Below are 24,582 nucleotides of genomic sequence, written 5' to 3' on the forward strand. Positions count from 1 at the left end.
GCGGAAGCGATGAAGGCATCGCAATTTTCGGACGCGCAGAAAGCGTTCATCATCAAGCAGGGCGAAGACGGCACATCGGTAGCGGAGATCTGCCGGAAGGCCGGAATCAGCCAAGCGACCTACTTCAACTGGAAGAAGAAGTATTCCGGCATGATGCCGTCGGATATGAAGCGACTGCGCGAGCTGGAGCAAGAGAACGCCCGGCTGAAGAAGATCGTGGCGGACCTCAGCCTCGACAAGGAGATGCTGCAGGACATCGTCCGGCGAAAAATCTGAGGCCTGGCCGGAAGAGAACGCTGGTCGATGTGATGCGATCGGACTGGGCGATCTCGATCCGCCGTGCCTGTGCGGCGATCGTGTTCGATCCGAAGACCTACCGATACAAGTCACGTCGGCCCGACCAGGCCGCTCTGGAGCAGCGGATGAGGGAGATTTGTCAGACCCGCGTGCGCTTCGGCTATCGGCGCGTGCATGTCCTGCTCAAGCGGGAGGGGTGGCCAATCAACCAGAAAAAGACATATCGGATTTACAGGGAGTTGGGCATGCAACTCAGGAACAAGACGCCCAAGCGACGTGTGAAGGCAAAGTTGCGCGAGGATCGTGCCGAAGCCGTCGGCCCGAATGACGTGTGGGCCATGGACTTCGTGCATGATCAGTTGGCGACCGGTCGCAAGGTTCGGGTTCTGACCGTGGTCGACACGTTCTCGCGCTACTCGCCCGTGCTCGATCCACGGTTCAGCTATCGGGGCGAAGATGTGGTTGCCACGCTGGAGCGCGTCTGCTCACGCACTGGATATCCGAAGACGATCCGAGTGGATCAGGGATCGGAGTTCATCTCCCGCGACCTCGATCTGTGGGCCTACCAGCGTGGCGTCACGCTAGACTTCTCACGTCCCGGCAAGCCGACCGACAATGCCTTCATTGAGGCATTCAACGGCCGGCTGCGGGCTGAATGCCTTAGCGCCCACTGGTTCTTGAGCCTTGCGGATGCGGCGGAAAAGTTGGAGGCTTGGCGTAGAGACTATAATGAGCAGCGGCCACACGGCGCGATCGGGAACAAGGTCCCGGCCGCGCTCATGAAATCGGCACACGCAACCAGCCCGTGTTGCCAATGAAGGCCGGAAAACTCTAGCCCCCGCCGAGGGCGCATCGGGGAGCAGTCCAATCAATCTAAGGACTCTCCTCAAAACCGGAGGGAACTTGGGGCGCAGGTCACCCAGCTTGGTTGCCTTCCGATCTGCGTGATCCACTCCATGGCCAGCGCCACGGTAATGGTCTCTCCATGGACGGGCGTGGTCGCTGTATGGCCAACGCCTTCATCGAGCGGCCATGGCGCAGCCTCAAATACGAATGCGTCTTCCTCAGCGCCTTCGAGAGCGGAAGCGAAGCCCGCAACGGCATCAGCTCCCGGATCGACCTTTACAACCAGCAACGACCGCACTCGACCTTCGGCGACAGGACGCCCGACGAGGTCTATGCTACGGCGGAAATGACGGAGCAATTGGCGGCGTAGAAACCAACCCGATCCACCTTAGCCAGGCCGCCGAACTGTCTCACCAAGCGGGTCCACCTCAAGTCTATGGTCAAGTCCCGACACAAAAAAATCATTCAAATCAGATCGTTAGCGTTTCTCATCAGACCTTTGCAAAGAGGGTCGCATAACTCAAACCAAATGACCTACGGAACCCCGGCGCGGGTAACACCTAACGGAAACACTCCCAAACTTTACAAATTACATGTCCTCAATCTAGCGCGCGACGCAAACGATGCAACGACGCCATAACACACGGCCGCAATGGTTTCGATCACGGCAAGAATGGACAACAGGACGGCTAAACTGAGCGGCGCATGAGTAATGATGAGGCATGTCGCCGCGATGATGCTAATCCCAAGGGTTAAGCAGTTTAGTCCAAAAATAAGATCACCCCGATTGGCGACCAACAGATAACCACCCATCGCGCTAGCGGACATCTTCGCAATCACGATCACGACGCCTGGCACGAGAATCTCCCATGTGTCCAAGTGCCCCCACGGTAACAGAAAATGCGCCAATCCTATGAGAATAGCAAAGCCCATTCCCGTTAGCACGCTCACCCCGGCAAAAAGTCGCGCATAAGTTCCGCTTGTTCGCCCACCCTCAAGAATGTGAGCAAGGCGAGGGACTGCAATGCCCTGCACGATCCCCCCGGGCACCAAAGCAACGGCAATGATCGAGACTACAATACCGAGCCGAGCCACGACCTGCGTATCGGCACCGGCCGCGGCCAGCCAGAGCACGGGTCCATTGTCGATTAACGAACGGGTCACCAACGACGCTCCTATGGGCAAAGCGAGGATAATAAGGGGACCTATCCCGCGTGGAGATGCAGTCGCGGCCGTTGCGTTGGCGCGATCACCGGATGTAACCGCATAGGGGCCAAATTCAGTTACCAGAACGCCGATACAAAGCGTCGCCTCTAGCACCCCGCGCGCAACCAACCAGCCGGTAATGTGGTTGCCTCCGGCGAGTTGGGCGCCGCCATATACGACGGCTGCAAGCCCACAGCCCGCCGCGGATAAGGATGCCAACCTCGCATAATGCTGTCGCGACTGAACAACCGATGTTAGCAACAAGCGGAGCGCCATTAGAAGTGCTAATGCCGCCACTGCAGGAGTATAGATACCTATATAATTGCGTAGAAAACCGAGACGTACGGCGATCATGAAGCTGGCAACCGTGACGATACCGAAGCAGAACACAGTAAGCAGGCAGAGTTTAATTAACTGGCGACGCTGCTGGTCGGTAGGAGCAATGCCTACCCGCACCAAGGCAATCGAAGGCAACCCGAAACTGGCCATCAGTGCGCCGATCGCCGCGAGACTTTCGGCGATACGGACGATGCTGTAATCGGCGGCGCTCATTTGTGCCGCGGCAGTAAATTGTAGAAGGTAGATCGTGCCCTGAACACTGAGCAGGGCAATGCCGAACATAATTGTCTGGCGCAGCAGGCGTGAAGCCGGCACTAAGACAGAGCCTTCAGGATACGGGCACCTACAACTTTCGCGGATTTATCGGTACTTAGCAAGCGCTCTCCAGCAGCAATCCTGGCTTCGATCTCGCTCGATCCAGCTGCCAATGCCTTCTCCAGACTAGTCGCCAAGGCAATTTCATCTTGTTCGTCCAACGCGAAGAAGCAGTTAAAATACTCAGGCGGAATGCCAGGCATTCTTGTTGAGAGGATAGGCAATTTGCGTGTCATGTAGTCGAATAGCTTGGACGGAAACGAAAATTGCGCGCCCATCCACTGCGGGTCGCGAGGGTTGATAAGAAAATCTGCGGCGTCGAATTCGCGTTGCAGCGCTTCACCGACTACAAACGGTTTGATCTTTATCCGCATATCTTGCGTCGCAAGTTGCTGTAGCGCCTCAAGGTCAGGGCCGCCGCCAACGAGCACCAACTCAGCATCAAGATCAGGCCGGGCAGCAAACAACTGCACCACCCTATGGATGTGAGAAAAGCTGCCCGTATAAAGAATGCGGGGGCGGGCTTGACCTCGCGAGCGCGGGCGGCGGGATGAGGGCACAAATACGGGAGCGATCCCCTCAACAACATGGTATGGTAAGCTAGTCGGTAGCCATGATCGGGCGACGCCTTCGGTAATTGGGAAGGCGAAATCGACTTTCTCCATAAGATGCCGCAGGAGGCGATCATCCAAGCCTTTGATGGCACCGTGCAATCCCCGAGACCGCTTGCCACTCATATGCAAGGGCAGATCGGGGATGAAAACCGCAACCGGCACACGATATAGCCGTTTCAGCCACAAGGCAGCTGCCACATAAGGGGTATGCAGAGAATAGACAATAATGCCGTTGCGCCCTATCCCCCTACGAAGCATACGGCGACCGTGATAAAGGCTAGTTAGCAGCCTTATGCCAAGTTTCACCAGGGGAAGGTTAAGGGATGTGGCGAGCACGCCCGAAACGCCTCCGATGACCGTGGAAAATGGCGCCCCTATAACAACTAGGCGCTTGCAACGCGGGTATGAGGCGACCGGCAGTGCCCCGATGATGCGTATATTGGCGCCATTCGCAGCTAGGCCGTCGAGCAGAGCCATCTCGAAATTGACCGCCGACACCTGCGGCGTCGGATCACTGGAGAATGCCCGATCCAACTGCTCCCGGCCAGCCAAAAAGCCAAAGAAGAGGAACTGCGGACCCGGAACCGCCGGATGCTCTTGGGGACTGGCCAGAGACATCATTGGCGGCCAAATGCAACTGAACCGGCGACGGTCGATACATCGACATTACCATCCAGCTGGGACGTGAGCTCAGCTGCCGCTTCTGCGGTCGATGACGTTTGAATATTCATAAGCCATCTTACTCTTGTTGCGAATGCCGGGCGGTATATAAACCACTAGGGCATCCTCACGCCAGCGCCAAACCAAGCACCTGGCCGATTACATCGCAGGTCTTATCCGCTTCCATGCCCAGCAATGTCGAATGGGCTATGCCGACCGCATCGTCGTCCGCCAGGACGCCTCATCGTCGACGAGCACGCCCGTTCCTTCGGGCGCGGCGAGACGGTCTGGCACTACGTCCGGGCCCTTGCTCGAAAGCTCGAAACGCTACGCAACGGCGCACCGTTCCGGAATTGGCCTCTGCCATCGGCCACAGAGAAGGTCCGCCGCAAACTCAAGGACGCCGACGACGGCGACCGGCAGATGGTCGCCATCCCGGCCACGGTGGTCTCCGACGGGATCGAGGCCATCGAGATGGCCTGCCAAGAGGCGCTCGACCAGAACGTCTGCTCGTTGGCAGTCATCCTCAGCATCCTGGCCCACCGCCGCGATCCGGCGCCGGCGATGACCGTGCTCACTCCGGACGCAGTACGCCTGAAGCATGAGCCGTAGGCCGACTGTGCCCGTTACGACAGCCTCAGGAGGGCAAACTGATGGAAAGGACGCAGGTTTTCGAACTGACGGGCACCTTGAAGCTCTACTTCATGCGCGGCGCCTATGACGAGATCATGGCCGCAGGGATCAAGCGTCAGCACGAGCCGCCGCGGATCGTCAGCGATCTCCTATCGGCGGAGATTATAGAGAAGCAGGCGCGCTCCATCAAATACTAGCTGACCGTCGCCAAGCTGCCGCTCGCCAAGAGTCTCGTCGCCGTGCCAGTCTTCTGTCTCGATATTTCATCACGGTGAAAAGGCTGCGTCAAACCCGCTGCACTTGCATAAGCAGCATCGAACAACCGACCTTCAAGCGCAGCAGAAGCACGATCGCGGCCAACACCAGCAGGACACAATAATATCGAAAGAACGCCTTGTTATACCGGCCTCCGATCTGTTGCGAGCAACTCGTCGAACAATGCCGTCCATCGGAGACGTGCTGCCTGGCGGTCATAGAGATCATGCCTCTTTTCGCCAAGATTTTGCGCCATCTCTCGGTGTGTCACGATCACGTGCTGGATTGCTTCCAGCAATTGCGCACGTGGCACGGACCAGTCGACGGCAACCCCAATACCGCGTTCTTCAATGTAGCGCGCCAGTTCACTTTGTTTTTCGATGAAACAGAGCAGCGGAACACCAGCAGCGAGATAGGTGAAGGTCTTGCTTGGATAGGCATAGGCATACAGCCCCGGTGACAAAGAGACGATGCCCACATCGCGATCGCGGATCAGTTCGAACGCCTCGATCGCCGGTCGATAGGCGTGGAAGAACACCGACTTAATACCATCACGCAGAACCTTTTCCTCAAGCGCCTGCTTTAACCGACCTTCGCCAATTAATTCCAACCGCCCTTCCGCCGGGTCGATATCGGCAAATAGCTCTATGGTTTGTTCGAGATGCTGGAAGCGTCCAATATTGCCAGCAAATACGAACCGGCATGGGCCGTCGACAGCCGGTCGGGGCAATCCTACAGCGCTCTCTATCGCCGAGAAATTATTGATGTGGAGCAGCCTGCGAGGCACTACGCCACGCGCCTTGATTGAATCCGCCATATCGTTGGAGAGAGTCACCACGACATCAGCGCGGCTGATCGTCCAATTGTCGAGCCTAGTAATAAGCCCAGTAAACGCGCCTCTCTTTATCATCCCCATTAGAATAGCGATCTCGGGATAAATATCCTGCACAAAGTAGATTAACTGTGACCCTCGTAGCCTCGTGACGATCCGCAGCAACAGCGGCTGCAGGACGGGCGGGATTGACGTGGTCCAGACCACGCGGTGCCGGCGCCCGAACAGCACCAGCAGTGCCGCACACCAGCAAAATAACAAATTGTTTAGCTGCCTCACCAAGCCTCTTTTCCTTTCGGGCAGCAGAGATATGCGCCGCACCGTGACCCCATTCCATATTTCGCGCGTGGGGCGCTTTGGCAAACGCGCCTCTGGGTTATAACTCGGTTGGCTGGTGATAACTTCGACCTCATGGCCTGCCTCGACGAGCCAAGTGGCGATGTCATTGACCAGAACTGTCTCGGGCCAGAAATAGCGATTGACAATAACGATAGATGACATAGTAAATCTGACTTTTATTAAATGGTGATCGTCGATTGCAACAAAGCCTGCCTTTGAGGTCAATTTAGTTGTTGGGCAGCACGTCAGACGATACTGATGTATCCGTGTATGCCGTATTCATGGCGAGTGGATAAGTCAAGTTGCGTCGGCGTACTAGATCAGGGCGTCCAAACGATGTCCTGCGCGCCAAAGCCACGGTTCCGGTAGGATCAATCTAGCTGACCTGCGCCCCAAGTTCCCTCCGGTTTTGAGGAGAGTCCTTAGATTGATGTTTGGGCCTATGCGGCCTGGATTTCCAGTGCCAGATTTCTTGCGAAATCGCTGGGCGTGAGATTGCCCAGCGAGGAATGCGGTCGATGGGTGTTGTAGTCCTCCTTCCATGAGGCGATCCGGTCCTGGGCCTCGACCAATGACGAGAACAGCGTCTCGTTGAGGCATTCATCCCGGAAGCTGCCGTTGAAGCTCTCGATGAAGCCATTCTGCATCGGCTTGCCCGGGGCGATGTAGTGCCAGTCGATGGCCCGGTCCTGGGACCAGCGCAGGATCGCCATGCTGGTGAACTCGGTGCCGTTGTCGCTGACCATCGTCTGCGGACGCCCGCGCAGGGCGATGACGGCATCCAACTCGCGCACGACACGACGGCCAGACAGCGAGGTGTCAGCCACCAGTGCCAGGCACTCCCGAGTATGGTCATCCACCACCGCCAGAACCCGGAAGCGGCGGCCATCGGTGAAAGCGTCGCTGACGAAATCGAGGCTCCAGCGCTGGTTGGGCCGATCCGGCACCAGCATCGGACGCCTGGTGCCCAAGGCACGCTTGCGGCCACCTCGCCGGCGCACCTGTAGCTTCTCTTCGCCATAGAGCCGCCGCAGCTTCTTGATGTTCATGGCGAGGCCCTGGCGCTGCAGCATCACGTGGATGCGTCGATAGCCGAAGCGCCGGCGTTCCGAGGCGACGGCCTTCATGGCTTCACGCAGTACCAGGTCAGGGGCTCGGATGCTTCGATACCTGACGCTTGAGCGATCGACCTCAAGAGCTTCACACGCCCGCCGCTGGCTCACCCCATGCATCAGGCAGGCGTGCCCCACAGCCTCCCGCTTGGCGGCGGGCGTCACCATTTTTTGCAGCGACCTCCTTGAGGATGGCGTTGTCCAGCATCGCTTCGGCCAACAGCTTCTTCAGCTTGGCGTTCTCGTCCTCCAGCGCCCTGAGCTTGCGGGCATCCGACACCTCCAGGCCCCCATACTTCGCCTTCCACTTGTAGAAGGTGGCGCTGCTGATCCCATGCTTGCGACACAGATCGACCGTCCCCAGACCGGCCTCCTGCTCCTTCAATATCCCGATGATCTGCTCTTCGTTGAACCGTGAACGCTTCATCCGTCCGTCTCCTGCCTCGTGACGGACTCTACCAAAATCTGGAGGAGGATTAGGGGCTCAGGTCATGGGCTATTCGCCTGACCGACGTGCGCTGCTTCGCCCAACATGTCGCACATTTCGATCCCTTGACGGAGGTGCCGCCGACGGACGCCATACCTGCGGTTCGACGGGCGAAGCCCTATATCTACAATGACACCGAGATCGAGGCTCTGTTAGCCGCGGCACTGGCGCTGCCGCCGGCGAATGCCTTACGCCGCTGGACTTATCACTGCTTGTTCGGGCTGGTTGCGGTGGCTGTTCCCGAACATGCATGGCGGTCAGCTCAGCACCGACGGTGTCCAGTCGCTGCTGAAAAAATATGTGGCACAAGCACGCGGTGGCTGCGCTTCGCTGCGATCGAAGCGGATCTCGCCGCATGTTCTCAGGCACACCGCCGCCATGGAATTGCTGCAAGCTGGCGTCGATTGCTCGGTGATAGCACTTTGGCTGGGCCATGATTCGATCGAGACGACCCAGACCTATCTCCATGCTCACCTCGAACTCAAGGAAGCCGCCCTGGCCAAGCTCAAGCCGTACGAACGGGAAAGGGCAAAACGATTTCGGCTCAATGACCGTCTGCTTGAATTCCTGAATGCTCTTTGAGGCCCAAACTATGCCGAGTGTCAGCCGTCGTTGGTCGACGATTACATTGGGATCGGGGCTGCCTGCGCATGATGCTCGGCATAGTTCGCCGTCCGGCATAAACCGCGAAGCTCGATCACGTCGATCCCCAGGCCTGGCTCGCCGATGTGCTTGGCCGCATCCTCGGCCGCAATGCCGACTGAGCGAACTCCTACATGGAATTGGAAACGTCTATCATCGAAGGCCATCGCTGCATAGGACGAGGCTACGACCCACGGGCGAAACAAATATCGGTCACGAGACAACCGGGTTCGGGTTTTTTTTTACCAGGCTCGCAGCTGTTCGATGCGCCTTCAGATGCGTGGAATCGATCATGATGCACTCAGGCTTTGATCTTTCCGCGAAAGGCTTGCGAATATGCGGTCGAACACACCGAGCCGACTCTAGCGGATAAAACGATTGTACCGCGTCTAATGTGGACCAGTCCTTCGGCGCGTCCTTCCATTGCAAGCCGTTGCGAATGGCATAGACGATGCCGCCGACGACACGGCGGTCATCGACCCACGGCACGCCATGCGCTAGCGGAAAATGTGGCGACAGCCGCGCCATCTGATGCTCGCTCAGCAAAAACAAATCACCCATCAAAGCCTCCATATCCGGAGACTTTGAATCATGCCTCAAATAGAATTATTAGGTCCCGAGCCTAGCCTTACACCCCGATAAACACTTCTGCCGACCGCTAAAACTTGCCGCGCTCAGAATGGGACTATGGGCGAACTCCTTAGCCAAAGATCAAAAAAGTGTCCAAGAGAATTTGCTGCCCGGTCTTGATCCGCCCCGCCAATCAGTGCAGAAGGAAGATCACCTGCACTAGCCCTAGCTTGGCTGGTGCGGTGCCTTTCGAGCCTCCGAATCTCATCGAGATAATATGTTTGAAGATAAAGTCGTACTTCTAACCGGTGGTACCGGCTCATTTGGCAATGCGGTGCTGCGCCGCTTCCTCAATACCGACGTTGGTGAGATCAGGGTATTCAGCCGCGACGAGAAAAAGCAGGATGATATGCGCAAGCGGTACCGTCATCCAAAGTTGCGCTTCTATCTCGGTGACGTGCGCGACCGGTTGGGTGTCGCAGGGGCGATGCGCGGAGTCGATTTCTGTTTCCACGCGGCAGCGCTGAAACAGGTGCCCTCATGCGAGTTCTATCCTATGGAAGCTGTCCGCACAAACGTTCTCGGTACCGAGAACGTGCTGGACGCAGCAATAGCTGCCGGCGTTAAGCGTGTCATCTGCCTGTCGACCGACAAGGCAGTCTACCCGATCAACGCTATGGGTATGTCCAAGGCGATAATGGAAAAGGTGATGGTTGCAGTATCGCGCAATCTCGAAGGCATGGGCACCGTGATTTGCGGAACGCGCTACGGCAATGTCATGGCTTCGCGCGGCTCGGTTATTCCGCTGTTTGTCGATCAAATTTTGAACGGCCAGCCCATCACCGTCACCGATCCCGCGATGACGCGCTTCATGATGACGCTCGACGACGCTGTGGAATTGGTTCTTTATGCATTCCAGCATGGCGGCAACGGCGATATTTTCGTCCAGAAGGCACCCGCAGCGACGATTGCCACGCTGATACGGGCAATCGTCGAACTGATGAACAAACCGGACCATCCTGTCCGCGAAATCGGCACGCGGCACGGCGAAAAGCTTTATGAGGCTCTTCTTAGCCGCGAAGAGATGGCAGGCGCTGAGGATCTTGGGGATTATTATCGTATCCGTCCGGACGGGCGCAATCTAAATTACACGAAATTCGTCGAACAGGGAGAGCCTAAGATCAGTGCCAGCGAGGAATATCATTCTCACAACACTCGCAGGCTCGATGTCGAGGGTATGAAGGAATTACTGCTCAAGCTCGACTTCATACGCCGAATCATAAAGGGCGAATATGCCGCATTGGAGGATTGAGCCGTATGCGGATCGTCGTTACCGGCGCGAACGGATTTATCGGCCGAAACCTGATGGTCAGGTTTACCGAGCTTGGCTATGCCGATGTGGTGCCCGTTACCAGGGCGACCACAAGTGAAGGTCTTGCCGCTGCGCTCGAAAGCGCCGATTTTGTTTTTCATCTGGCTGGCACGAACCGCCCGAAGGCAGTGACGGAGTTTGCCACCGGCAATGTCGGCTTTACCAACGAACTCTGCGATGCGCTGCGCACACTTGGACGGCCGGTGCCGGTCGCCTACACGTCTTCGACGCAGGCGACGCTCCAAAATCCTTACGGCGCAAGCAAACTCGCGGCCGAAGATGCCCTACTGGCTTACGGCCGTGAAACGGGCGCGCCGATCCATATCTTCCGCCTGACCAATGTCTTCGGAAAATGGTCGCGGCCGAACTACAACTCCGCCGTTGCCACTTTTTGCCATAACATCGCGCGCGGCCTGCCGATCAAGGTCAGTGACCCGGCAGCTCCGCTGAAGCTTGTTTATGTGGACGATGTGATTGCCGCCCTCGTCGACACACTAGCGGCCGCTTCTGTCGTCAGTGGCTTTGTTGAGGTAGCGCCCGTCTACGAGACGACCGTTGGCAAAGTAGCCGATATGGTCGCGTCCTTTTCAGCCAGCCGCAAGACGATGATCACGCCACGCGTCGGCTGCGGCCTACTTCGCGCCCTGCATGCAACGTATCTCACCTACCTGCCGGTTGAAGATTTCGCCTATTCGGTGCCAGTCCACTCCGATCCGCGCGGCGAGTTCGTTGAGATGCTTAAGACTGGGGACAGTGGCCAATTTTCGTATTTCACTGCGCACCCCGGCATCACGCGGGGCGAGCACTACCATCATACCAAGACGGAAAAGTTCCTCGTCATCCGGGGGACCGCGCATTTCGGGTTCCGCAATATCAATACTGGTGAAGCCTTCGAACTGATGACCAGAGGCGGGGAGGCCTGCATCGTGGAGACGGTTCCGGGGTGGGCGCACAACATCACCAATATCGGCGACGACGAACTGATCGTTATGTTGTGGGCGAACGAGATATTCGACCGGACGAGGCCCGATACGATTGGCATGAAGGTGAAGCCTTGAAGAAGTTGAAAGTCCTCACCGTCGTCGGCACGCGGCCGGAGATTATCCGCCTCTCACGTGTAATGGCGCGGCTCGACGAGCATTGTGAGCACGTTCTGGTCCATACCGGCCAGAATTATGACTACGAACTCAATCAGGTGTTTTTCGACGACCTCGGCGTGCGCAAGCCGGATCATTTCCTTTCAGGCGCTGCCGGAACCGCGGCCGAAACTATAGGCAACATCATTATCACAGTAGACAGGGTGCTCGAGGTAGAGAAGCCGGACGCCGTGCTGGTTCTGGGCGACACCAATTCCTGCCTCTCGGTGATCCCGGCCAAGCGGCGCAAGATTCCGATTTTCCACATGGAAGCCGGTAATCGCTGCTTCGACCAGCGAGTGCCAGAGGAGACTAACCGCAGGATCGTCGACCACACGGCCGATATCAATTTGACCTATAGCTCGATCGCGCGCGAGTATCTGTTACGCGAAGGCCTCCCGCCCGACATGGTGATCAAGACCGGGAGCCCAATGTTCGAGGTTCTCACCCACTATCGGGGGCGTATCGACGCGTCCGATGTGGTAGGGCGTCTTGGGCTCGCCGAATTCGGCTATTTCGTGGTTAGCGCACACCGCGAGGAAAATATCGATGCGCCGCGCAGTTTCGCGAAGTTGGTAGCGGTTCTGAACGCGGTCGCCGAGGACCATGGCTTGCCTATTATCGTTTCGACGCATCCGCGCACGATGAAGCGCGTCGAAGCGGTTGGTGCGAAATTTCATGATAATGTACGGCTCTTGAAGCCGCTCGGCTTTCACGACTATGTTAAGCTGCAACTTTCTGCCCGTGCGGTCCTGTCTGACAGCGGTACGATCAATGAAGAATCGTCCATCTTGAATTTTCCTGCGCTTAATCTCCGCGAAGCGCATGAGCGGCCAGAGGGAATGGAGGAGGCCTCCGTCATGATGGTCGGGCTGGAGGTGGAGCGTGTGCGCCAAGCGCTTTCCATCCTGCCCTCCCAGCCGCGTGGTGAGTTGCGAGGTCTAAGACTGGTCACCGACTACAGCATGCCGAATGTTTCGGACAAGGTCTTGAGGATTATTCACAGCTATACGGATTACGTGAAGCGCGTCGTATGGCGTGACTACAAATAATGTGTGTGGATTCCAGCGGCGGCGGCCCTCTACATCGATGGAGAAAGACCACGTCGGTCGCCACTCGCATCATGGGCGGCCAACAGGGGGATAACTTGAGCCGCAGGGACAATGAGGCAGTTATCCGCCGATACCTTGATTAAAACTATGACATGAGACGTTTGCCTCTCGACTTGCATCCGCACTCGACGGTTCGAATCCAGTATGAAACGGGCGTTTGATATTATTGTATCCGGCCTTGCCGGTATCATTCTTTCACCGTTCATTGCGATGATTGCCTTACTCGTGCGCTGGCGGCTCGGCAGCCCTGTTCTGTTTCGTCAAACGCGTCCTGGAAAAAATGCTGTGCCATTCGGGATGCTGAAGTTCCGTACGATGACGGACGGCCGCGGCGCCGATGGCAATTTGCTGCCGGATGCCGAGCGGCTGACGGGGTTCGGGGGCTTCCTGCGTTCCACCAGTTTGGACGAATTGCCTGAGCTGTGGAATGTGTTGAAAGGCGATATGAGTCTTGTTGGCCCCCGCCCGTTGCTGATGGAATATCTGCCGCTCTATTCTCCCGAACAGGCCCGCCGGCATGAGGTGCGCCCCGGTCTAACTGGCTGGGCGCAGGTCAACGGTCGCAATGCGCTGTCGTGGGACGACAAGTTCGCGCTTGATGTCTGGTACGTCGACAACCGGTCGTTTTTCCTGGATTTGAAGATCGTCGCGCTCACGGTTGTCCGTGTGCTGAAGCGTTCCGGCATATCGGCCGAGGGCGAGGCGACCATGCCGCGCTTTTCAGGCACCCGAAACGGCAACGGGCGCGCCCGGTGAAACGGTCGCTGCTTGTCCTCGGTTGTGGTGGACATGGTCGCGTGGTTGCCGATGCCGCATTCGAATGTGGCTATGACGAGGTTGCCTTTCTCGACGATGTAGGATCGGCGCATCAACCTCGTGGTCTCAAGGTGCTCGGGCCATTCGCTGCGACGGCGGACTTCGCGCCTGACTGGCCGGCAGCGATTGCTGCAGTGGGAAACGGCGATCTGCGCCTGAGGCTGTTCCACGACATACGGCAGCTAGGGTTTGAGACGCCCAGCATCGTTCATCCGTCGGCCGTCGTCAGCCGTGGCGCGCTCATCGGCAATGGAGTATTCGTTGCGGCCGGTGCGATTATCAACACCGACGCGCGGATAGGGGATGCGGTGATCGTCAATACCGGCGCACGCATCGACCATGATTGTGAGATAGGCGTTGGCAGCCACATTGCCCCTGGGGCGACACTGTCTGGAAGCGTTGTCGTTGGTCAACGGACATGGCTTGGAACCGGCTGCTCGGTTCGCCAGGGAACTAGGATCGGCGAAAAGGTGATGGTCGGCGTAGGAGCTGCTGTCGTGTCGGACCTTGCTGATGGTCTAACTTATGTCGGTGTTCCTGCCCGTGTGCTTAAGAACGCCAGATAGGACCTCTGCTTATGCTCAATACGCCCTTTTCACCCTGGCCCGCCTTTTCCGAAGAGGAAGTGGAGGCCGTTGCAGGTGTCATGCGATCCAACCGGGTCAACTATTGGACCGGCGAGGAATGCCGCAAATTCGAACGCGAATTTGCGGAGTGGACCGGATCGCGCCATGCCATCGCGCTCGGCAACGGCACGCTGGCGCTCGATCTTGCTTTGCATGGCTTGGGCATCGGGCCGGGCGACGAGGTGGTGGTCACGCCGCGTACCTTCCTCGCATCGGTTTCGTGCGTGGTGAACGCAGGAGCCGTTCCGGTCTTCGCCGATGTCGATAGTGACAGTGGCAACATCACAGCCGACACCATTGCCGCAGTGTTGACCCCGCGCACCAGAGCCGTCATCCCGGTACATCTGGCCGGCTGGCCCTGTGACATGGACCCGATCATGGATCTCGCCGCCGCTCGCGGCTTGAAGATTATCGAGGACTGCGCCCAAGCTCATGGCGCCCGCTACAAAGGCCGGTCCGTCGGTTCGATCGGGCATGTCGGCGCATGGTCGTTCTGCCAGGATAAGATCGTCACCACCGGCGGCGAGGGCGGCATGGTGACGACGGACGATCCCGAAGTGTGGTCACGCATGTGGTCCTTCAAGGATCACGGCAAAAGCTGGGAGGCTGTCTACGAGCGTGCGCACCCGCCCGGTTTCCGCTGGCTGCACGAAAGCTTCGGCACCAACTGGCGCATGCTGGAGATGCAGGCTGCGATCGGGCGCATCCAGTTGCGGCGCATGAGCGAATGGACGCAGGCACGGACCCGGAATGCGATGGGGATCCGGGAGGCCTTGGAGCGCCTCGCCGGAGCGGATGGCCCTGTGCGCGTACCGGCCTTGCACCAGGACATTGCCGGCAGGAATGACGGCTCCCGCCACGCCTTCTACAAGTTCTATGCCTTTGTCCGTCCGGAGAATCTTGCAGCCGGATGGACCCGAGACCGTATCGTAAGCGAGGTCAACGGTGCCGGCGTTCCCTGCTATCAGGGATCCTGTTCAGAGGTCTATCTTGAGAAGGCGTTCGACGGCACCGGATGGCGCCCTGCCGAACCCTTGCCGATCGCGCGCGCGCTTGGCGAGACGAGCCTGATGTTCCTGGTGCACCCGACGTTGCGGAGCGAGGAAATCGCCAAGACGGCAGCGGTGGTGTCAGACGTCTTGCGCAGGGCCGCGGTCTGATCTTCCTTCGCAAGGCTAGCGACGTACGAATCCGATCCGTTTTCGATTCATGCCATCGCGGGGTTGCTTGTAAGGTCGGCCAATCCGGAAAAGATCTGATCAAGATAGTTTTTGCGGAGAGTGCTCATGAGAGTATCGGTGCCCTTTCTTCTTTTTCGGCTTCCGTCATCCAATGCGCGCCTGTAGAAGGCCAATCTATGGCACCCATACTGGATATTAGCGTCAAACTGATCGGTCTGCCGCGGCGACAGAAGCAGCTTTTCGCCCTGTTTGCCGATGTAGTGATGTCATTGGTGGCGATGTGGCTGGCTTTTTCGCTCAGGCTGGATGTGGATCACGCGCCTCGCAATTTTGAATGGGTCCCTTACGGCCTAGCTGCTTTCCTTTTCATTCCTTTTTTTGTCAGGCTGGGTCTGTATCGGGCGATTTTTCGTTATTCGGGCGCTTCGAGCCTTGCTGCCGTTGCCAGCGCCGTCTTCTTGTACGGTATCCTGTTGAGCCTTATTCTTTTCATCGCCAAATTTCCCGGCGTGCCCCGTTCGATCGGCATTCTTCAGCCTATCCTGTTCTTTACGCTTGTATTTGGTAGCCGCGTGGTCGCCTCGCAATTGCTCATTCGGGCCGTGCCGGGGGTGGCGACGGTCAAGAACGTGCTGATCTATGGTGCCGGCCAGGCGGGCGCGCAGGCTTGCGAGGCCCTGGCCATGACTCCCGAATATCGGGTCAGGGGGTTTCTTGACGACGATCCGGCAAAGCATAACTGGCGTCTGCACGGGCGTCCGGTCATCGATCCCAGGCATGCCGCCGAAGTCGTCGCCCGCTTCGGCATCAGCGATATTCTGATCGCCGTCCCGAGCGCCGGTATCGAGCGGCGGCGCCAGATCGTCGATTCGCTGGCAGCGCTCCAGGTTCGTGTGCGGACGATTCCCGGCATCCTCGATCTGGCGCGCGGTACCGCGCGGATCGACGAGATCCAGGAGTTGCAGATTATCGACCTTTTGGAACGGGCGCCGATCGTCACGCCTCTGGACAGGTCCAGGATAGCTGGCAAGACGGTGCTGGTTACCGGTGCCGGCGGTTCGATCGGCAGCGAACTGAGCCGACAGATCCTTTCACTGGGGCCGGCCGAGCTGGTCTTGTTCGATCACAACGAGTTCAGCCTCTACATGATCGATGACGAATTGCGCCGGCTGGCGCCGCAACTGAAGGTGCCGACCGAGATCGTCTCATGCTTGGGCTCCATCCGCGACGAAATCCGGGTCAGGATGGTGATGGAGGGGCACAAGCCGCAGCTCGTCTATCATGCCGCCGCATACAAGCATGTGCCGCTGGTCGAATCCAACCCGATTGAGGCGGCGACGAACAACATACTCGGTACGGCAATCGTGGCGAACCAGGCGGAAGCGGCAGGCGTCGAGCGCTTCACCCTGATTTCCACCGACAAGGCCGTCCGCCCGACGAATTTCATGGGCGCAAGCAAGCGTCTGGCCGAGCAGATCGTCCAGGGGCTGGCGGCGAAACCAGGACAGAAGACCGTTTTCTCCATGGTGCGCTTCGGCAACGTGCTGGGCAGCAGCGGCTCGGTGGTTCCGCTTTTCCGGCGCCAGATCGCATCGGGCGGTCCGTTGACCGTCACCGATCCCGAGGTCATCCGCTATTTCATGACCATCCCGGAGGCTGTCGGCCTCGTCCTCCAGTCGTCGCAAATGGCGCAGGGCGGGGAGGTCTTCGTGCTGGACATGGGCGACCCGGTCAAGATCATCGATCTTGCGCGCAAGATGATCCGCCTGTCCGGTCATGTCGAGCGCACGCCCGCCAATCCCTATGGCGATATCGAAATCAAGATCGTTGGCCTGAGGCCGGGTGAGAAGCTCTATGAGGAACTTCTTATCGGCAACGATCCGCAACGCACGTCGAATTCGCACATCATGATGGCGCGTGAGAGTTTTGTCCCGCCTGAGCAGCTTGCCGGGGAGATCGAGACCATACGCCACTGCGTCGAGAGACAGGACGTTGCCATGCTTGCTGGCGTGCTGATGCGCACGGTTGCCGGCTTCAACTGGAACGGCGAAACGGCGCCGACCGCCGCGAATAGCTGGCGTCAACCGGAAGACGAGCCGTTTCTGGACCGGAGGGCGGGCTCGTTCTGAGCTGCGGCAGCAGGGCCGCCAATGCCTGCGCTACAAAGCCCGCCAAGTAGATTCACGCCAAACGATCAAGCCGTCCTGAACGGGGAGCAAATGAGGCTGCTCTTGATGGCTTTCCGGAAAGTGGCTGGGGCGCCAGGATTCGAACCTGGGAATGTCGGTACCAAAAACCGATGCCTTACCACTTGGCGACGCCCCAACGTTCGATCACGTCGGATCGAATGTGAGCGGCCTTATAGGCAGAGCCGTCAAAAAGCACAATCACCTACGATCGCCAAAGTGCCTAATCTCCCCACACGGCCAGTTCGTTGCCGGCGGGATCGAGGAAGTGGAAACGCCGGCCGCCGGGAAAGGAAAAGATCGGTTTGACGATCGTTCCGCCGGCGTTTGTGACGGCAAGCAGCGTTTCCTCCAGCTTTTCCGAATAGAGGATCGGCAGCGGCTTTGCCGCCACCTCTGCCGCATCGGCCTGGAAGCCGCCCTCCAGCCCTTCGTCGAAGGCCGAATAGGTCGGCCCGTAGTCGGTGAAGGACCATGAAAAAGCGGCACTGTAGAACGCCTTGACGCTGTCGAGCCTGCCGTGCGCCGCCGGCAATTCCAGATAGTCGAGCTTGCCTGTCTGTTTCATGGCACCGTCCTTTTTGTTCCCTTTATGTTCTATATCTTGTATCCCGACCGGGCAAGAGCAGGGGCAAGATTTTTTCTTAATCGATTGTACGCCGCCGCACTTCTTGCCTTTCGCACCGCAGCATTCTATCGCTCCCGACGAACGTCCGCACAGGATGTCCGCCAACCTGGAAGGCTAGGGAGCGAACATGACCAAGTGGGTCTACACCTTCGGCGACGGCGCGGCCGAAGGGCGCGCGAGCGACCGCAACCTGCTCGGCGGCAAGGGAGCCAACCTTGCCGAGATGTGCAGTCTGGGCCTGCCGGTGCCGCCCGGCTTCACCGTCACCACCGAAGCCTGCAACTGGTATTATGCCAACGGCCGTTCCTATCCCGCGGCTCTCGAAGGCGAGGTCGAGGAAGCCCTGAACCATGTCGGCAGGCTTACCGGCCGCCGCTTCGGCGATCCTGGTAAGCTGCTGCTGGTCTCAGTCCGCTCCGGTGCCCGCGCGTCGATGCCGGGCATGATGGACACGGTGCTCAATCTCGGCCTCAATGACGAGACGGTCGGGGCGCTGGCCGCAGATTCCGGCGACGAGCGCTTCGCCTATGACAGCTACCGGCGCTTCATCCAGATGTATTGCAATGTCGTGCTCGGTCTCGATCACGAGGTATTCGAGGAGATCCTCGAGGATCGCAAGGCGAGCCTCGGTCACGAGCTCGATACCGATCTGACCGCGCTGGAATGGCAGGAGGTGATCGCCCTCTACAAGGCGCGGATCGAGGAGGAACTGGGCAAGCCGTTTCCGCAGGACCCGCAGGAACAGCTCTGGGGTGCCATCGGCGCGGTCTTTTCGAGCTGGATGAATGCGCGCGCCATCACCTATCGCCGGCTGCACGACATTCCCGAGAGCTGGGGCACGGCCGTCAACGTGCAGGCCATGGTGTTCGGCAACATGGGCGAAACCTCGGCTACCGGCGTTGCCTTCACCCGCAACCCTTCGACCGGCGAAAAGTCGCTCTATGGCGAATTCCTGGTCAACGCGCAGGGAGAGGACGTGGTGGCCGGCATCCGCACGCCGCAGAACATCACCGAGGCCGCTCGTATCGCCGCCGGCTCCGACAAGCCTTCCTTGCAGAAGCTAATGCCGGATGCCTTCCAGAACTTCGTCGACATATCGTCGAGGCTGGAAAAGCACTACCGCGACATGCAGGATCTGGAGTTCACCATCGAGCGCGGCAAATTGTGGATGCTGCAGACGCGGTCGGGCAAGCGCACGGCCAAGGCGGCGCTGAAGATCGCGGTGGATATGGCGAACGAGGGCCTGGTCACCCGTGCGGAGGCGGTGGCGCGCATCGATCCGGCCTCGCTGGACCAACTCCTGCATCCCACCATCGACCCGAAGGCCAAGCGTGACGTGCTGGGCATCGGCCTGCCGGCCTCGCCGGGGGCGGCCACCGGCGAGATCGTCTTTTCCTCCGACGAGGCCGAGGAGGCCAAGGCGGTCGGGCGCAAGGTCATCCTGGTGCGCGTCGAGACGAGCCCGGAAGATATCCACGGCATGCACGCGGCGGAGGGCATCCTGACCACGCGCGGCGGCATGACCAGCCATGCTGCGGTGGTGGCGCGCGGCATGGGCAAGCCTTGCGTCTCAGGCGCCGGCTCGCTGCGTGTCGATCATCGCACAGGCACGCTGATGGCGATGGGGACCGCCTTGAAGAAAGGTGACGTCATCACCATCGACGGCGGCAACGGCCAGGTGCTGAAGGGCGCGGTGCCGATGCTGCAACCCGAGCTTTCGGGTGATTTCGCCGCCATCATGGAATGGGCGGATGCTGCCCGGCGCATGAAGGTGCGCACCAATGCCGAAACGCCTGCGGACGCGCGCATGGCCCGCTCCTTCGGCGCGGAAGGCATCGGCCTGTGCCGTACAGAGCATATGTTCTTCGACGGCCAGCGTATCGTCGCCATGCGCGAGATGATTTTGGCCGATACGGAAAAGGACAGGCGTGCCGCGCTTGCCAAGCTGCTGCCCATGCAGCGCGCCGACTTCCTCGAACTGTTCGAGATCATGGCAGGCCTGCCGGTGACGATCCGCCTGCTCGACCCGCCGCTGCATGAGTTCCTGCCGAAGACCGAGGAGGAAATCGCCGAGGTCGCCGCGGCCATGAACGTCTCGGCCGACAAGCTGCGCCAGCGCACTGAGGCGCTGCACGAGTTCAACCCGATGCTGGGTCATCGCGGCTGCCGCCTCGCCGTCTCTTATCCGGAGATCGCCGAGATGCAGGCGCGCGCCATCTTCGAGGCCGCCGTCGAGGCCGGCCGCAAGGCAGGGCAACTGGTGGTGCCGGAAGTGATGGTGCCGCTGGTCGGTCTGGTCAAGGAACTTGACTACGTGAAGGCCCGCATCGACCAGGCCGCGAAGGCGGTGATGGAAGAGACCGGCGTCCACATCGACTATCTCGTCGGCACGATGATCGAGCTGCCGCGCGCCGCGATCCGCGCCAACGTCATTGCCGAGACGGCCGAGTTCTTTTCGTTCGGCACCAACGACCTCACCCAGACCACCTTCGGCATTTCGCGCGACGATGCCGCCTCTTTCCTGGAAACGTACAGGCACAAGGGCATCATCGAGCAGGACCCGTTCGTTTCCCTCGATATCGAAGGCGTCGGTGAACTGGTGCGCTTGGCGGCGGAAAAGGGCAGGGCGGCCCGGCCGGGAATAAAGCTCGGCATCTGCGGCGAGCATGGCGGCGACCCGGCCTCGATCCGCTTCTGCGAGGAGGTCGGTCTGGACTACGTGTCCTGTTCGCCCTTCCGTGTGCCCATCGCCAAGCTGGCCGCCGCGCAGGCGGCGGTGCGCGGCAAGAACTGACCGGCCGGGTTCAGGGTATCGGCCTGTCCGTCGCGGCTGCGGCCGTCGCCTCGATCGACACCTTTTCGGGGTAGAAGGCGCCGTGGCCGCGAATGGCGAGCATCTCGTCGTAGGGATGCTCGTAGGCCCACATGATATCCGGGCGCGCTTCTCCTGCCGCGATCACGCTCCAATAGCTCGCATCTCCCTTGTAGGGGCAGTGCGTCGAAGTCTCGCTGCGGCGAAGGAAGTCGAAGTAGATGTCTTCGAAAGGGATATAGAGCACGTCGGCGTGCCCGGCCTCCTTCAGGACCTTGGCGTTCTTCGAGGAAGCGATGACCGCACTTGAAAAACGCACGGTCACCACGCCATCGAACGGGTCGACCGGAATGTGGTGCGAAGGATTGCTCTTAAAACCCGGTGAAGGATTGTCCATGCGGCGTCTCCATCTTTGCCGCATAACGTGCGCCGAGCCGGCATGTTCCGCAACATCGCGGCTTCGCCGGACCGTTTGACCCATGTTTGCCTCGGTGCAGACCTTTGGAAGGGCCGTTATGCGGCCGCCTGGAAGACATCCATCAGTCCGGCATAGGAAGCGGCCAGGCTGGCGACCGGGTTCTCGCTTTTGGAGGCTGCCTCCACCTTCAGCGCCCCGCCGCTGGCGGGCAGGGTGAGCACGAGGAACTGGCGCTCGCCGCCGTCGCCAATGGACGCGGCGGCCACATGCTCGCTCTCGCCGTTTCTGTCGAGCCGCATCTTGAACAGCAACCTGCCGCCGACGGCTTCCAGCGCTCCGCCGACGACCTCGGCGAATTCGCCTTCGGAAACGGTATGAGTCTCCGGCACGAGGTCTGCCAGGCTCTCGGCCAGCTTTTCTTCCAAAGCCCCGTCTTCGAGGCTCTTGTCTTCCATGTCCTTGTCTTCGAGTTGCGCGCCCATGCGAACCTCATCCATTCGCCAACGGCACCCCGCCGGAAATTACGATTCCCGCCGACAATGGCCGGATTGTGACGCATTCTACCTTTGTTCAAGGGCCGAACAGGTCGCTGGACATTGTCGGCGTTCGCTTCACAATGCCTGAAAAAACGGGAGGAACGACATGCTCGGTCTGATGCAGGAATGGCCGCTGCTTTGCCATAAGCTGATCGACGAGGCGGCGATCCAGCACGGCAGGCGCGAGATCGTGTCGCGCTCGCTGGAAGGGCCGATCGTGCGCACCACCTATGCCGAGTTGCGCAGCCGCGCGCTTAAGGTGGCGCAGCGGCTGGAGCGCGACGGCTATGGGCTCGGCGACCGCATCGCCACGCTGGCCTGGAACACGGCCCGCCACCTGGAAGCATGGTACGGCATCATGGGCATCGGCGCGATCTATCACACGCTGAACCCGCGCCTGTTTGCCGAACAGATCGTCTGGATCATGAACCATGCCGAGGACAAGGCCGTCTTCGTCGACCTCACCTTCCTGCCGCTGGTCGAAAAGATTGCCGGGCAGGTGAAGTCGCTGCGACAGGTCATCGTGCTGACCGACAGTGCGCACATGCCTCAGACGACGCTCGCCAACGCCGTCGCCTACGAGGAATGGCTGGCCGAGGCGGACGGCGATTTCCGCTGGAAGACGTTCGACGAGGGCACCGCGGCCGGCATGTGCTACACCTCCGGCACGACCGGCGAGCCGAAGGGCGTCCTCTACAGCCACCGCTCCAACGTCTTGCACGCCATGATCGCGGCCATGCCCGATGCCATGGGTCTTTCCTCGCGCGACGTGGTGCTGCCGGTGGTGCCGATGTTCCACGCCAACGCCTGGGGTCTCGGCCAGGCCTGCCCGATGATCGGCGCCAAGATGGTGATGCCGGGCGGCAAGATGGACGGCGCCTCGATCTACGAACTGCTCGACACCGAGAAGGTGACGTTCAGCGCCGCCGTGCCGACGGTGTGGCTCATGCTGCTGCAATATCTGGAGGAGACGGGCAGGAAACTGCCCTACCTCAACAAGGTCGTCATCGGCGGCTCGGCCTGCCCGCGCATGATCACGAAGAAATTCCAGGACGACTATGGCGTCGAGGTCGTCCACGCCTGGGGCATGACGGAAATGTCACCGCTCGGCACGCTGTGCACGCTCAAGCCCGAATATGCCGGACTGGAGGGCGGCGCCCGGCTCGACGTCCAGCAGACGCAAGGCTACGCGCAGTTCGGCGTCGAAATGACTGTTACCGACGACGAGGACAACCACCTGCCGTGGGACGGCAAGACGTTCGGTCGCCTGAAGGTGCGCGGCCCGGCCGTCGCGCGTGCCTATTATGGCGGCGCCGGCGCCGAGCAGTTCGACGCCGACGGCTGGTTCGACACAGGCGACGTCGCCCATATCGACCCCAACGGCTACATGCAGATCACCGACCGCGCCAAGGACGTCATCAAGTCCGGCGGTGAGTGGATCTCGACCATCGAACTGGAAAACCTCGCCGTTGGCCATCCCGACGTGGCGGAGGCCGCGGTCATCGGCGTCGCCCATTCCAAATGGGGCGAGCGGCCGTTGCTGGTGGCCGTGCGCAAGCCGGGCCGGAAGCCGTCGCGGGACGATATATTGGATTTCATGGAGGGTAAGGTCGCGAAGTGGTGGATGCCGGACGACGTGACTTTCGTCGCCGAGATTCCGCACACCGCCACCGGCAAGATCCAGAAGACGGCGCTTCGCAAGCAGTTCAGCGACTATCGCCTGCCTACGGATTGAAGGATCGCGCGCCTTTCGGCTTCAATCGCGTCGCAAAAGCCGATAAGGCTTCGACGCGGGGTGAGTGGTGCGGCGCAGCAGATGACCGAATATCCGGAACGGCGGACGACGAGGGCGGCCGGATGGGCACGACGGACTGCGGCCTTCTCAGCCGTCCTGCTGATCTGCGTGTGGGTCGGCCACCATTTCGGCCTTGTCGAGCATCTGGCCTATCTGTGGGTGCTGGCGATCGTGGCTCTGCTCGCGGCCGTCGCGCTGATCTTCGCCGGCTTCGCCTTCTCGAAGCTGTGGCAGTACGGCGATCTCGGCGGCCGCGACCTGACGGTCGGTGCGATGATCGCCTTGCTGGTTCTGGCACCCTATGGCGTCGCGGCCTATTGGATCGCGACGTATCCGCCGCTGCGCGACATAGCGACGGATACGGACGATCCCTTGCTATTGACGACGGCGGCGGAGCGGACGCCGGACATGAACGCCCTGACGGAGCCGACGCCCGGCGAGCGGCGATTGCAGGACGAGACTTATCCGCTGGTGGCGGGGCGCCGCTACGACTTGCCGTTCGACGCGGTGGTGGATGCGGTGGCGGCCGTCCTGCAACGGCGCGGCTGGCGGCTGGCCGCACCGATCCCGCCGGCGGACGAGGCGAGCGGCGAACTGGTCATCGCCGCGGTGGCCCCGAGTTTCGTTCTGGAATTGCCGGCCGATGTGGCGATCCGGGTGGTTTCCGAAGACGACGCCACGCTGGTGGATATGCGCTCCGCTTCCCGCTATGGCCGCCACGACCTCGGCGACAACGCAGCCCGCATCGTCGAATTCCTGGCCGAACTCGACCAGCAGATCAACGGCCAGATCGGTCCCGACGCGGCCCAGTAACGGC

18 protein-coding genes, 1 tRNA gene and 6 pseudogenes are annotated in these 24,582 nt (G+C 60.0%); 16 read left to right on the top strand and 9 right to left on the bottom strand.

Annotated elements, in window-relative coordinates:
- The first annotated feature begins 9 nt into the window (after positions 1 to 9).
- Together E6C48_RS12810 and E6C48_RS12815 are read left to right on the top strand one after the other, a co-directional pair.
- Positions 10 to 1,115, top strand: a protein-coding gene (locus E6C48_RS12810; protein ID WP_136357790.1) for an IS3 family transposase whose coding sequence is annotated in 2 segments (ribosomal slippage) — positions 10 to 271 and positions 271 to 1,115 — 1,107 coding nt in all. Because the reading frame shifts where the segments join, the coding sequence is not laid out codon by codon here.
- A gap of 161 nt (positions 1,116 to 1,276) precedes the next feature.
- Positions 1,277 to 1,513 (top strand): annotated as a pseudogene (locus tag E6C48_RS12815) (integrase core domain-containing protein); the annotation flags it as partial.
- Between the two features lie 212 nt (positions 1,514 to 1,725).
- Here E6C48_RS12815 and E6C48_RS12820 read toward each other — a convergent pair.
- Positions 1,726 to 3,003, bottom strand: a complete 1,278-nt coding sequence (locus E6C48_RS12820; protein WP_136357792.1) for a hypothetical protein — start codon at positions 3,001 to 3,003, stop codon at positions 1,726 to 1,728.
- Positions 3,003 to 4,151: a glycosyltransferase gene (locus E6C48_RS12825; protein ID WP_168734523.1), complete on the bottom strand. Its 1,149-nt coding sequence runs from the start codon at positions 4,149 to 4,151 to the stop codon at positions 3,003 to 3,005. Before E6C48_RS12825 ends, E6C48_RS12820 begins: the two co-directional genes overlap by 1 nt.
- 334 nt (positions 4,152 to 4,485) lie before the next feature.
- On the opposite strand from E6C48_RS12825, the pseudogene E6C48_RS22825 reads away from it, so the two are divergent.
- Positions 4,486 to 4,889, top strand: a pseudogene (locus tag E6C48_RS22825) (IS21 family transposase); the annotation flags it as partial.
- A gap of 41 nt (positions 4,890 to 4,930) precedes the next feature.
- Positions 4,931 to 5,104 (top strand): annotated as a pseudogene (locus E6C48_RS12835) (IS21-like element helper ATPase IstB); the annotation flags it as partial.
- Between the two features lie 203 nt (positions 5,105 to 5,307).
- On the opposite strand, the gene E6C48_RS12840 reads toward E6C48_RS12835, so the two are convergent.
- Together E6C48_RS12840 and E6C48_RS12845 are read right to left on the bottom strand one after the other, a co-directional pair.
- Complete coding sequence (locus tag E6C48_RS12840; RefSeq protein WP_136357798.1) at positions 5,308 to 6,498, bottom strand: glycosyltransferase family 4 protein; 1,191 nt, start codon at positions 6,496 to 6,498, stop codon at positions 5,308 to 5,310.
- Between the two features lie 278 nt (positions 6,499 to 6,776).
- Positions 6,777 to 7,875 (bottom strand): IS3 family transposase gene (locus E6C48_RS12845; protein ID WP_230978750.1). Its coding sequence is split into 2 segments (ribosomal slippage): positions 6,777 to 7,623 and positions 7,622 to 7,875, totalling 1,101 coding nucleotides; the frame shifts between segments, so codons are not numbered across the junction.
- 294 nt (positions 7,876 to 8,169) lie between these two features.
- Here E6C48_RS12845 and E6C48_RS12855 point away from each other — a divergent pair.
- Positions 8,170 to 8,517: pseudogene (locus tag E6C48_RS12855) on the top strand (tyrosine-type recombinase/integrase); the annotation flags it as partial.
- 101 nt (positions 8,518 to 8,618) lie between these two features.
- Positions 8,619 to 8,754, top strand: a pseudogene (locus tag E6C48_RS23170) (transposase domain-containing protein); the annotation flags it as partial.
- A 227-nt stretch (positions 8,755 to 8,981) separates the two neighbouring features.
- Here the strand turns inward: E6C48_RS23170 and E6C48_RS23175 are convergent.
- Positions 8,982 to 9,138, bottom strand: a pseudogene (locus E6C48_RS23175) (transposase); the annotation flags it as partial.
- Positions 9,139 to 9,424: 286 nt separating this feature from the next.
- On the opposite strand from E6C48_RS23175, the gene E6C48_RS12865 reads away from it, so the two are divergent.
- The 7 genes from E6C48_RS12865 (at position 9,425) to E6C48_RS12895 (ending at position 17,519) form a co-directional block, all read left to right on the top strand.
- On the top strand, positions 9,425 to 10,459 hold the full coding sequence (locus E6C48_RS12865) for a polysaccharide biosynthesis protein (RefSeq protein ID WP_136357802.1): 1,035 nt from the start codon (positions 9,425 to 9,427) through the stop codon (positions 10,457 to 10,459).
- Between the two features lie 5 nt (positions 10,460 to 10,464).
- Entirely contained in the window at positions 10,465 to 11,577 is a 1,113-nt protein-coding gene (gene wbjC / locus E6C48_RS12870) for a UDP-2-acetamido-2,6-beta-L-arabino-hexul-4-ose reductase (protein ID WP_136357804.1), read from the top strand.
- The gene (gene wecB, locus E6C48_RS12875) at positions 11,574 to 12,707 is read left to right on the top strand and encodes a non-hydrolyzing UDP-N-acetylglucosamine 2-epimerase (RefSeq protein ID WP_136357806.1); all 1,134 of its coding nucleotides are present in this window, start codon (positions 11,574 to 11,576) and stop codon (positions 12,705 to 12,707) included. The genes wbjC and wecB overlap by 4 nt, the downstream gene beginning before the upstream one ends.
- Positions 12,708 to 12,911: 204 nt before the next feature.
- Positions 12,912 to 13,523: a sugar transferase gene (locus E6C48_RS12880; RefSeq protein ID WP_136357808.1), complete on the top strand. Its 612-nt coding sequence runs from the start codon at positions 12,912 to 12,914 to the stop codon at positions 13,521 to 13,523.
- A complete protein-coding gene (locus E6C48_RS12885; RefSeq protein ID WP_136357810.1) occupies positions 13,520 to 14,149 on the top strand; it encodes an acetyltransferase in 630 nt (209 codons plus the stop codon). The genes E6C48_RS12880 and E6C48_RS12885 overlap by 4 nt, the downstream gene beginning before the upstream one ends.
- Before the next feature lie 11 nt (positions 14,150 to 14,160).
- The gene (locus E6C48_RS12890) at positions 14,161 to 15,369 is read left to right on the top strand and encodes a DegT/DnrJ/EryC1/StrS family aminotransferase (protein WP_136357812.1); all 1,209 of its coding nucleotides are present in this window, start codon (positions 14,161 to 14,163) and stop codon (positions 15,367 to 15,369) included.
- A 197-nt stretch (positions 15,370 to 15,566) separates the two neighbouring features.
- Entirely contained in the window at positions 15,567 to 17,519 is a 1,953-nt protein-coding gene (locus tag E6C48_RS12895) for a polysaccharide biosynthesis protein (protein ID WP_136357814.1), read from the top strand.
- 121 nt (positions 17,520 to 17,640) lie between these two features.
- Here E6C48_RS12895 and E6C48_RS12900 read toward each other — a convergent pair.
- A tRNA-Gln gene (locus tag E6C48_RS12900) sits at positions 17,641 to 17,715 on the bottom strand.
- Between the two features lie 84 nt (positions 17,716 to 17,799).
- Positions 17,800 to 18,144 carry a VOC family protein gene (locus E6C48_RS12905; protein WP_136357816.1) on the bottom strand — a complete coding sequence of 115 codons (345 nt, stop codon included), beginning with the start codon at positions 18,142 to 18,144 and terminating at the stop codon, positions 17,800 to 17,802.
- 187 nt (positions 18,145 to 18,331) lie between these two features.
- Between E6C48_RS12905 and ppdK the strand changes: the two genes are divergently transcribed.
- Complete coding sequence (gene ppdK, locus E6C48_RS12910; protein ID WP_136357818.1) at positions 18,332 to 20,998, top strand: pyruvate, phosphate dikinase; 2,667 nt, start codon at positions 18,332 to 18,334, stop codon at positions 20,996 to 20,998.
- Between the two features lie 10 nt (positions 20,999 to 21,008).
- Here ppdK and E6C48_RS12915 read toward each other — a convergent pair whose 3' ends face one another.
- Both E6C48_RS12915 and E6C48_RS12920 read right to left on the bottom strand, forming a co-directional pair.
- Positions 21,009 to 21,413, bottom strand: a complete 405-nt coding sequence (locus E6C48_RS12915; protein WP_136357820.1) for a DUF427 domain-containing protein — start codon at positions 21,411 to 21,413, stop codon at positions 21,009 to 21,011.
- Positions 21,414 to 21,529: 116 nt separating this feature from the next.
- Entirely contained in the window at positions 21,530 to 21,916 is a 387-nt protein-coding gene (locus E6C48_RS12920) for a hypothetical protein (protein ID WP_230978752.1), read from the bottom strand.
- Positions 21,917 to 22,076: 160 nt separating this feature from the next.
- On the opposite strand from E6C48_RS12920, the gene E6C48_RS12925 reads away from it, so the two are divergent.
- Together E6C48_RS12925 and E6C48_RS12930 are read left to right on the top strand one after the other, a co-directional pair.
- Positions 22,077 to 23,705 (top strand): fatty-acid--CoA ligase, encoded by a 1,629-nt coding sequence (locus E6C48_RS12925; protein WP_136357822.1) that lies wholly within the window; start codon positions 22,077 to 22,079, stop codon positions 23,703 to 23,705.
- An 81-nt stretch (positions 23,706 to 23,786) separates the two neighbouring features.
- A complete protein-coding gene (locus E6C48_RS12930) occupies positions 23,787 to 24,578 on the top strand; it encodes a DUF1499 domain-containing protein (RefSeq protein WP_136357824.1) in 792 nt (263 codons plus the stop codon).
- The last annotated feature ends 4 nt before the right edge of the window (positions 24,579 to 24,582 follow it).

The sequence above is a fragment of the Ollibium composti genome, assembly GCF_004801285.1.
GTDB classification, from domain to species: domain Bacteria; phylum Pseudomonadota; class Alphaproteobacteria; order Rhizobiales; family Rhizobiaceae; genus Mesorhizobium; species Mesorhizobium composti.